The sequence below is a fragment of the Streptomyces carpinensis genome, from assembly GCF_002154505.1.
Taxonomy (GTDB): Bacteria; Actinomycetota; Actinomycetes; order Streptomycetales; family Streptomycetaceae; genus Streptomyces; species Streptomyces carpinensis.
This window is the reverse complement of record NZ_MUBM01000504.1, coordinates 1-8,888: the sequence shown is the minus strand read 5'-3', so window position 1 is coordinate 8,888 and position 8,888 is coordinate 1. Positions and strand designations below refer to the sequence as shown.

The window sequence follows — 8,888 nt, the reverse complement described above, 5'->3', positions numbered from 1 at the left end:
GGGCTCGTCGGCGAAGATCACCGTCGGCGCGGGGGCGAGGGCGCGGGCGATGCAGACGCGCTGCCGCTCGGCCTGGCGCAGCTGGTGCGGCCGCTTGCGGGACAGTTCGCCGACGTCCAGGCGCTCCAGCCACTCCAGGGCGGCCACCTTGGCCCGGCGCCGCCCGGTGCCGCGCAGCATCAGCGGCAGGGCGGTGTTCTCCCAGACGTTGAGCTCCGGTACGAGCGTGGGGACGGGGTCGATCCAGGTGAACCGGTCCCGGCGCAGCCGTTCGCGGGCCAGTGGGCCGAGGGTGTGCACGGGGGCGCTGTTGAACCACACCTCGCCCTCGCGGACGCGCACCATGCCGGACAGGCAGCGCAGCAGGGTCGTCTTGCCGCTGCCGCTCGGTCCGGCGACGGCGAGGATCTCGCCCTGCCGAACGCCGAGCGAGACGCCGCCGAGCGCGGGCGAGCCGTCGTTGTGGGTGTAGTGCAGGGCGCGTGCCCAGAGCACGTCGTTGTCCGGCGGGGCCACCATGGCGTACACCTCGGTTCGGATCAGGAATGCCGCGCGGGTTGCTGTGCGGGTCCGTGGAATTCCCCAGACGAATCCCTCGTACGAATCCCTCGTACGGGGGAACGAAGGCGGAGCCGATCGGTCACTGGCACGCTAGGCAGCCGACGACGGGTCGCCGGACAGCACACGGCCCCGAGCCGCCGTTTCCCACTCGAACGGACGGCATCGGGGCCGGTGATGATCATCTGATCGGAGGTGTGCGCCTCACCTCGTATCCGCGAGGCGCGGCGGTCACAGCTTGGTCCACGCCTCCGTCAGCGTCGCGCGCAGGATCTGCTCGATCTCGTCGAAGGTCTCCTGGTTGGAGATCAGCGGCGGGGCGAGCTGGACGACCGGGTCGCCGCGGTCGTCGGCACGGCAGTACAGGCCGTTGTCGTACAGCGCCTTGGAGAGGAAGCCGTACAGGACGCGCTCGGTCTCCTCCTCGTTGAAGGACTCCTTGGTGTTCTTGTCCTTCACCAGCTCGATGCCGTAGAAGAAGCCGTTGCCGCGGACGTCGCCGACGATCGGCAGGTCGTGCAGCTTCTGCAGGGTGGAGAGGAACGCGGACTCGTTGTCCAGCACGTGCTGGTTGAGGTTCTCGCGCTCGAACAGGTCGAGGTTGGCCAGGCCCACCGCGGCGGAGACCGGGTGGCCGCCGAAGGTGTAACCGTGCAGGAAGGTGTTGTCGCCCTTGTAGAACGGCTCGGCGAGGCGGTCGGAGATGATGCACGCGCCGATCGGGGAGTAGCCCGAGGTCATGCCCTTGGCGCAGGTGATCATGTCCGGGACGTAGTCGAACTTGTCGCAGGCGAACATCGTGCCGAGGCGGCCGAAGGCGCAGATGACCTCGTCGGAGACGAGCAGCACGTCGTACTGGTCGCAGATCTCGCGCACCCGCTGGAAGTACCCGGGCGGGGGCGGGAAGCAGCCGCCCGCGTTCTGCACCGGCTCCAGGAAGACGGCCGCGACCGTCTCCGGGCCCTCGAAGAGGATCTGCTGCTCGATCTGGTCGGCGGCCCAGCGGCCGAAAGCCTCGGGGTCGTCGCCGAAGATCGGGGCGCGGTAGATGTTGGTGTTGGGGACCTTGTGCGCGCCCGGCACCAGCGGCTCGAAGGGGGCCTTCAGGCCCGGCAGGCCGGTGATGGACAGGGCGCCCTGCGGGGTGCCGTGGTAGGCGACCGCGCGGGAGATGACCTTGTACTTGGTGGGCTTGCCGGTCAGCTTGAAGTACTGCTTGGCGAGCTTCCAGGCGGTCTCGACGGCCTCACCGCCGCCGGTGGTGAAGAACACCTTGTTCAGGTCGCCCGGCGCGTAGTCGGCGAGGCGCTCGGCCAGCTCGACGGCCTTCGGGTGTGCGTAGGACCACACCGGGAAGAACGCCAGTTCCTGCGCCTGCTTGAAGGCGGTCTCGGCGAGTTCGGTGCGGCCGTGCCCGGCCTGGACCACGAACAGGCCCGCCAGACCGTCCAGGTAGCGCTTGCCCTTGTCGTCGTAGATGTAGGTGCCCTCGCCGCGCACGATGGTCGGCACGGGGGCGTTCTCGTACGAGGACATGCGGGTGAAGTGCATCCACAGGTGGTCGTACGCGGTTCGGCTGAGGTCCTTGCTCACGGTTATCGGGTTCCCCACATGTAGGTCTGCTTCTTGAGCTTGAGGTAGACGAAGCTCTCGGTGGAGCGCACGCCGGGCAGGGCCCGGATGCGTTTGTTGATGACGTCCAGCAGGTGGTCGTCGTCCTCGCAGACGATCTCGGCGAGGATGTCGAACGAGCCCGCGGTCATCACCACGTACTCGACTTCCGACATGTCAGTCAGCGCGTCCGCGATGGCCTCGACGTCGCCCTCGGCGTTGATGCCGACCATCGCCTGCCGGCGGAAGCCCACGGTGAGCGGGTCCGTGACGGCGACGATCTGCATGACGCCCTGGTCGAGCAGCTTCTGCACGCGCTGGCGGACGGCCGCCTCGGACAGGCCGACGGCCTTGCCGATCGCGGCGTACGGCCGGCGGCCGTCCTCCTGGAGCTGCTCGATGATGGCGAGGGAGACGGCGTCCAGCTGAGGGGTGCCGTTCCCGTTGCGGGACTCGCGGGACGAGTCCTTCTGGTCTGCGCTTCGACTGGCCACGTGCTCACTGTGCACGACGTCTCGACAGTTCCGCAAGCCCGAAGCGATGAAATTCGTTGTTTGAAGGTGCGAGACGTGCGGATTTCGCAGAAGTCGTGGCAGTGGGGGTGTTGAAAACGTGGGCGCGCGGACTAGGGTGGGTGTCTCAGCGACTGGACACCAAGAACCAACCAGGAGGGCCGGCAGTGAGCACCGAGCTGCGTCGTCTGCGCAACTACATCGACGGTGAGTTCCGGGACGCCGCCGACGGACGGACCACCGAGGTGGTCAACCCCGCGACCGGAGAGGCGTACGCGACCGCGCCGCTGTCCGGCCAGTCGGACGTCGACGCCGCCATGGCCGCCGCCGCCGCGGCCTTCCCGGGCTGGCGCGACACCACCCCGGCCGAGCGGCAGAAGGCGCTGCTGAAGATCGCGGACGCCTTCGAGGAGCGCGCCGAGGAACTGATCGCGGCCGAGGTGGAGAACACGGGCAAGCCGATCGGGCTGACCCGCTCCGAGGAGATCCCGCCGATGGTCGACCAGATCCGCTTCTTCGCGGGCGCGGCGCGGATGCTCGAGGGCCGCTCGGCCGGCGAGTACATGGAGGGGATGACGTCGATCATCCGCCGTGAGCCGATCGGCGTCTGCGCGCAGGTCGCGCCGTGGAACTACCCGATGATGATGGCCGTGTGGAAGTTCGCCCCGGCGATCGCGGCCGGCAACACGGTCGTCCTGAAGCCGTCGGACACCACCCCCGCCTCCACGGTCCTGATCGCCGACATCATCGGCTCGGTCCTGCCCAAGGGCGTCTTCAACGTCATCTGCGGCGACCGCGACACCGGCCGCCTGATGGTCGAGCACGAGACCCCGGCGATGGCCTCCATCACCGGCTCGGTGCGGGCCGGCATGTCGGTCGCCGAGTCCGCCTCCAAGGACCTCAAGCGTGTCCACCTGGAGCTGGGCGGCAAGGCCCCAGTCGTGGTCTTCGAGGACACCGACATCGACAAGGCCGTCGAGGACATCTCGGTGGCGGGCTTCTTCAACGCGGGCCAGGACTGCACGGCCGCCACCCGCGTCCTGGTCCACGAGTCGATCCACGACGAGTTCGTCGCGGCGCTGGCGAAGGCCGCCAAGGACACCAAGACGGGCCGGCCGGACGACGAGGACGTCCTCTTCGGCCCGCTGAACAACCCCAACCAGCTCAAGCAGGTCGCCGGCTTCATCGAGCGGCTGCCCGCCCACGCCAAGGTGGAGGCCGGCGGCCACCAGGTCGGCGAGAAGGGCTACTTCTACGCCCCGACCGTCGTCTCCGGCCTCAAGCAGGACGACGAGATCATCCAGAAGGAGGTCTTCGGTCCGGTCATCACCGTCCAGTCCTTCGCGGACGAGGACCAGGCCGTGCAGTGGGCCAACGGTGTCGAGTACGCCCTCGCCTCCTCCGTGTGGACCAAGGACCACTCCCGCGCCATGCGGATGTCCAAGAAGCTCGACTTCGGCTGTGTGTGGATCAACACCCACATCCCGCTGGTGGCCGAGATGCCGCACGGCGGCTTCAAGAAGTCCGGCTACGGCAAGGACCTGTCGGCGTACGGCTTCGAGGACTACACGCGCATCAAGCACGTGATGACGTCCCTGGACGGCTGAGCACCGCAACGGCTCAGTAGCGCGACTCGCGGCCCCGGGTGGAGGACGGACCCCCGGGGCCGCGGCGTGTGCCGCCTCGACAGTCTGTCCGGCCGGGTCAACTCCGCTTGACGCAGCGTCGATTGTTCCCCCGTGTGGGCGGGCGGCATGCTGCCCGAATGCCCCGGACACCGATGACGCCCGTGCGGGCGTTCCCGAAGCCGCCCTCGCCCTCCCGCCGTTCCCTGCTGCGCGCGCTCGGCGGCACCGCCGCGCTCGGTGCTCTCGCCGGCTGCGGGGTCCCCGCCGCGTACGTCCGGCCCGGCGACCGCTCCGTCCCGGACCGGTCCGCCACCGACAGGCGGCTGACCTGGGCCAACTGGCCGCTCTACATCGACACCGACGACGACAACCCCAACAAGCGGCCCACGCTGGACGCCTTCGAGAAGCGCACCGGGGTCTCCGTCGACTACACCGAGGAGATCAACGACAACGACGAGTTCTTCGGCAAGATCAGTCCTTCCCTGATGAACCACCAGAGGACGGGGCGCGACCTCATCGTCATCAGCGACTGGATGTGCGCACGCTTCGTACGCCTCGGCTGGGTGCAGGAGATGGACCGGCCGGGGCAGCCGAACGTCACGAAGTACCTCGACCCGCTGCTGCGCTCGCCCGCCTTCGACCCCGGGCGGCGGTTCACGGTGCCGTACCAGTCCGGTATCACCGGCATCGCCTACAACCGCCGCAGGCTCGGCCGCGAGATCCACCGGGTCTCCGACCTGTGGGCGAGCGACCTGAAGGGCAGGGTCACCCTGCTCTCCGGCCTGGACGAGGCGTTCGCGCTGCTGATGCAGGGCAACGGGGTCGACATCCGCAAGTGGACCGCGGACGACTTCCACCAGGTGTGCGACCTGGTGGAGAAGCAGGTCGGGCGCGGCCAGATCCGCCGCTTCACGGGCAACGACTACACCAAGGACCTGGTCAGCGGAGACGTCCTGGCCTGCCAGGCCTACTCCGGCGACGTCATCCAGCTCCAGGCGGACAACCCCGACATCCGCTTCGTCGTCCCCGAGGAGGGCGGCGAGCTGTGGTCGGACTCCCTGATGATCCCCAACCGGGCCCGCCACAAGACCAACGCCGAGCGGCTGATCGACTACTACTACGTTCCCGAGGTCGCCGCGGAGCTCGCCGCCTGGGTCAACTACGTCTGCCCCGTCCCGGCGGCCCGGGAGGTCCTGGCCGCCTCCGACGACAAGGACACGGCCGCCCTGGCCGGCAACCCGCTCATCTTCCCGGACGCCGGCCTGCGCAGGCGCCTGGCGATCGCCCGCGACATCACGTCCACGGAGCGGGTGGAGTTCGCCAGGCGATGGAACAAGATCGTGGGGCTGTAGCAGACTCGCGGCCGTGACGAACACAGCGAAGGCGAACGCTCGACAGGCGGGCCCCGCCGTCACGTTCGGACTGCTTGCGGCCTGGGCCCTGCACGACGTCGAGGAACTCGCCATGCTGCCAGGGTGGTTGCGCCGCAACACACCGGTGCTGCGCGAGCGCTTCCCGGTGGTGCCGGAGGCGGTGTGGCGGCGGGCCGGCTCCATGGAAGGGCGCGAATTCGCCGTGGCCGTGGGGCTGGTGGGCGCGGTCGTGGCCACCGTCTCGGCCGCGGGACACGCCACCGGCGGGCGCTCGGCCGTCTACCAGACCGCGCTCAACGGCTTCGGGCTCCACGGCCTGGTCCACCTGGCCCAGGCCGCCGCCGTGCGCGGCTACACCCCCGGCGCGGCGACCTCGCCCGTCCTGGTCGTCCCCTTCACCCTGTGGGCGCGTGGCCGGCTGCGCCGCGCCGGTGTCCTGCGTCCCACGCGCCCCCGTGACGTGGCCCTCGGTCTCGGGTTCGCGGCCGCGACGGCGGTGGCGTCGCACGCGGTCGCGCGCCGGGTGCTCGGCGGGAGGTGACCGACGGGCGGCCTCGGGCGGGGGAGGCGTGGGGAGTTGGGGAGCACCGACAGGAGAGGAGGACAGGCGACCCCGTCTTTTGAACATGTTCAAGAAAGGCGTACGCTCATGCCATGAGCGACAGAGCCGCCCTGCTCAAGGGCATCCGCGTCTGGCTGTTTCTCTTCGTCGTCTGTCTGGCCCTCAGCGGGGCCACCGCCTTCCCACTGGTCCACGAACTGCGCTGGACCGAGAGCGTGTTGCGGTCCCTGGCCGTGCCCGATCACCTTCCCGGAGTCATGGACTGGATCGAGCGGGTACGGCACGGGCTCGACTCCGCCGACGCCGACTACCCGTTCCTGCTGTACGGCACGGACTGGCTGGCCTTCGCGCACCTCGTCATCGCGGTCGCGTTCTACGGCCCGTACCGTGACCCGGTCCGCAACATCTGGGTCGTGGAATTCGGGATGATCGCCTGCGTCGGCATCGTCCCGCTCGCGCTGATCTGCGGACCGATCCGGGGGATCCCCTTCTGGTGGTCGCTGATCGACATGTCGTTCGGGGTGTTCGGGATCGTTCCGCTGTACGTCGTCCGCAGGAAGATCAAGCGGCTGGAGGCGCTGACCGCGCCGTCCGTGCCTCCGGCCGCCGCCGCTGCCGTCAGCGGTTGACCGCCGGGTGACCGAGCGGCTCGGCGGTGGGCGCGCCGTCGCCCTTCACGTCGGTGGCGGTGACGTCGTGGACAAGGAGTGCCCGGCTCAGCGTTCGCGCAGCGCGCACAGCAGGTCGACGCGGTTCGTCGTGATCGAGTCGACGCCGAGGTCCAGCAGGCGGCGCAGCGAGCGGCGCGTGTCGGGGGTCCAGACCGACAGCAGCCGGCCGTCGCGGTGGACGCGGGCGGCGAGCTCCCGGTCCACCAGGGCGAATCGGTAGTTCAGCCACCTGGGCCGCACCGCGTCCAGCAGCCCGGCCCGCGGTGGCGCGAGCGTCGTCCAGGTCAGGGCGATCTCGGCGGACGGGTCGGCCGCGCGCACCGCGAGCATCGCCTCCGCGCCCGCGCAGTAGTACACACGGTCCTGCGCGCCGCACTCGCGGACCACCCCGACGATCCGCCGCACCGCACGCGGGTCGGCCGCGCCCGGCAGGTCGAGCATCACGCGGCTGCCGTCCGTCGCGGTGAGCGCCTCGACGAGCGTGGGCACCCGGCCCGCCGTGAGACCGCGCACCTCCTCGGCGGACAGCGAGCGCAGCGGCCGGTCGTGCGCCCACAGGCGCTTCAGCGACTCGTCGTGCAGCAGCACGGGAACGCCGTCCCGGGTCAGGCGTACGTCGATCTCCACCGCGTCCGCGCCCTGGTCGAGCGCGGAGCGCAGCGAGTCGATCGTGTTCTCGGGGAAGCGGTAGGGGTCGCCGCGGTGCGCCACGGCGGTCACGGTCTGCATGCGCCCCATTGTGTCCCCTGCCCTCGGGTCAGGGCGCGAGCCAGCGCGCGGTGTAGGCGTCGATCTCGCCGGCGATGCGCGCCTTGCCCGCCTCGTCGAGGAAGGAGGCGTGCACCGCGTTCTTGGCCAACTCGGCGATGCCCAGCTCGTCGAGACCGAGCAGGCGCGCGGCCACGGCGTACTCGTTGTTGAGGTCGGTGCCGAACATGGGCGGGTCGTCGGAGTTAATCGTGACGACGACTCCGGCCTTGACGAACTCCCTTATGGGGTGCTCCTCCAGGGTGCGCACCGCGCGGGTGGCGATGTTGGAGGTGGGGCAGACCTCCAGCGGGATGCGGTGCTCGGCCAGGTGCGCGAGCAGCTTCTCGTCCTGGGCGGAACTGGTGCCGTGGCCGATGCGCTCGGCGCGCAGCTCGGTCAGCGCGTCCCACACCGTCTGCGGGCCGGTGGTCTCGCCGGCGTGCGGGACGGACCGCAGCCCGGCGGCGATCGCACGGTCGAAGTACGGCTTGAACTGGGGCCGCGGTACGCCGATCTCGGGCCCGCCGAGCCCGAAGGACACAAGTCCCTCCGGGCGCAGCCGGTCGTCGGTGGCCAGCCGCGCGGTCTCCTCGGCCGATTCCAGACCGGCCTCGCCTGGGATGTCGAAGCACCAGCGCAGCACGGTCCCGAACTCGGCCTCGGCCGCCTTGCGGGCGTCCTCGATCGCGTCCATGAAGGCACGCTCGTCTATGCCGCGGCGGGTGGAGGAGAACGGGGTGATCGTCAGCTCGGCGTAGCGCACCTGCTGCCGGGCCATGTCGCGGGCCACCTCGTACGTCAGCAGACGGACGTCCTCCGGGGTGCGGATCAGGTCGACGACGGACAGGTACACCTCGATGAAGTGGGCGAAGTCCGTGAAGGTGAAGTAGTCGACCAGCGCCTCGGGGTCGGTGGGCACCTTGGAGTCGGGGTGCCGGGCGGCCAGTTCGGCGACGATCCGGGGCGAGGCGGAACCGACATGGTGCACGTGCAGTTCGGCCTTGGGCAGTCCGGCGATGAAGGCGTGCGGATCGCGAGGAGCGCGCTGGTCGGTCAAGGGGTTCCTCCCCGGGAAGGGCACCGCGGGCCGAGGGCGGGCGCGATGCGGGTGATCGGCTGATCGATGAGCACCGCCATCGTAGGCGGCCGTCCGGCCGCCACGGCCGGGGGCGTCGCCCGGCTCGGGGCCGCCGGGGGAGCCGCCCGGCCGGCCGGCAGGGGCG

Annotated in this window: 9 protein-coding genes; 4 read left to right on the top strand and 5 right to left on the bottom strand. The window is 70.2% G+C overall.

Features of this window, described 5'->3' with window-relative positions; genetic code table 11:
• From BZY54_RS44975 to BZY54_RS44965, 3 genes are all read right to left on the bottom strand, one after another.
• A partial coding sequence (locus BZY54_RS44975) for an ABC transporter ATP-binding protein (protein WP_086731135.1) occupies positions 1–519 on the bottom strand: 519 nt, incomplete at its 3' end.
• Between the two features lie 270 nt (positions 520–789).
• A complete protein-coding gene (locus BZY54_RS44970) occupies positions 790–2,169 on the bottom strand; it encodes an aspartate aminotransferase family protein (protein WP_086731134.1) in 1,380 nt (459 codons plus the stop codon).
• Positions 2,154–2,678: an Lrp/AsnC family transcriptional regulator gene (locus BZY54_RS44965; RefSeq protein WP_086731133.1), complete on the bottom strand. Its 525-nt coding sequence runs from the start codon at positions 2,676–2,678 to the stop codon at positions 2,154–2,156. The genes BZY54_RS44970 and BZY54_RS44965 overlap by 16 nt, the downstream gene beginning before the upstream one ends.
• A 170-nt stretch (positions 2,679–2,848) precedes the next feature.
• Between BZY54_RS44965 and BZY54_RS44960 the strand changes: the two genes are divergently transcribed.
• The 4 genes from BZY54_RS44960 to BZY54_RS44945 all read left to right on the top strand — a co-directional run bounded on the left by BZY54_RS44960 (position 2,849) and on the right by BZY54_RS44945 (position 6,873).
• Positions 2,849–4,288 carry a gamma-aminobutyraldehyde dehydrogenase gene (locus BZY54_RS44960; RefSeq protein WP_086731132.1) on the top strand — a complete coding sequence of 480 codons (1,440 nt, stop codon included), beginning with the start codon at positions 2,849–2,851 and terminating at the stop codon, positions 4,286–4,288.
• Between the two features lie 158 nt (positions 4,289–4,446).
• Positions 4,447–5,661, top strand: coding sequence for an extracellular solute-binding protein (locus BZY54_RS44955; RefSeq protein WP_086731131.1), 1,215 nt, complete (start codon positions 4,447–4,449; stop codon positions 5,659–5,661).
• A gap of 13 nt (positions 5,662–5,674) precedes the next feature.
• Complete coding sequence (locus tag BZY54_RS44950; protein WP_244217648.1) at positions 5,675–6,223, top strand: HXXEE domain-containing protein; 549 nt, start codon at positions 5,675–5,677, stop codon at positions 6,221–6,223.
• Between the two features lie 113 nt (positions 6,224–6,336).
• Entirely contained in the window at positions 6,337–6,873 is a 537-nt protein-coding gene (locus tag BZY54_RS44945) for a hypothetical protein (RefSeq protein ID WP_086731130.1), read from the top strand.
• 87 nt (positions 6,874–6,960) lie between these two features.
• Here the strand turns inward: BZY54_RS44945 and BZY54_RS44940 are convergent, their stop codons facing one another.
• Both BZY54_RS44940 and BZY54_RS44935 read right to left on the bottom strand, forming a co-directional pair.
• Positions 6,961–7,644 (bottom strand): glycerophosphodiester phosphodiesterase, encoded by a 684-nt coding sequence (locus BZY54_RS44940; RefSeq protein WP_086731129.1) that lies wholly within the window; start codon positions 7,642–7,644, stop codon positions 6,961–6,963.
• Between the two features lie 28 nt (positions 7,645–7,672).
• Complete coding sequence (locus BZY54_RS44935; protein ID WP_086731128.1) at positions 7,673–8,722, bottom strand: adenosine deaminase; 1,050 nt, start codon at positions 8,720–8,722, stop codon at positions 7,673–7,675.
• Positions 8,723–8,888 lie beyond the last annotated feature (166 nt).

What these genes read in the sequence shown, in the direction of transcription:
- BZY54_RS44955 (WP_086731131.1), top strand. Translation starts at nt 4,447, where the DNA reads ATGCCCCGGACACCGATGACGCCCGTGCGGGCGTTCCCGAAGCCGCCC.
- BZY54_RS44945 (WP_086731130.1), top strand. Translation starts at nt 6,337, where the DNA reads ATGAGCGACAGAGCCGCCCTGCTCAAGGGCATCCGCGTCTGGCTGTTT.
- BZY54_RS44940 (WP_086731129.1), bottom strand. Translation starts at nt 7,644, where the DNA reads ATGCAGACCGTGACCGCCGTGGCGCACCGCGGCGACCCCTACCGCTTC.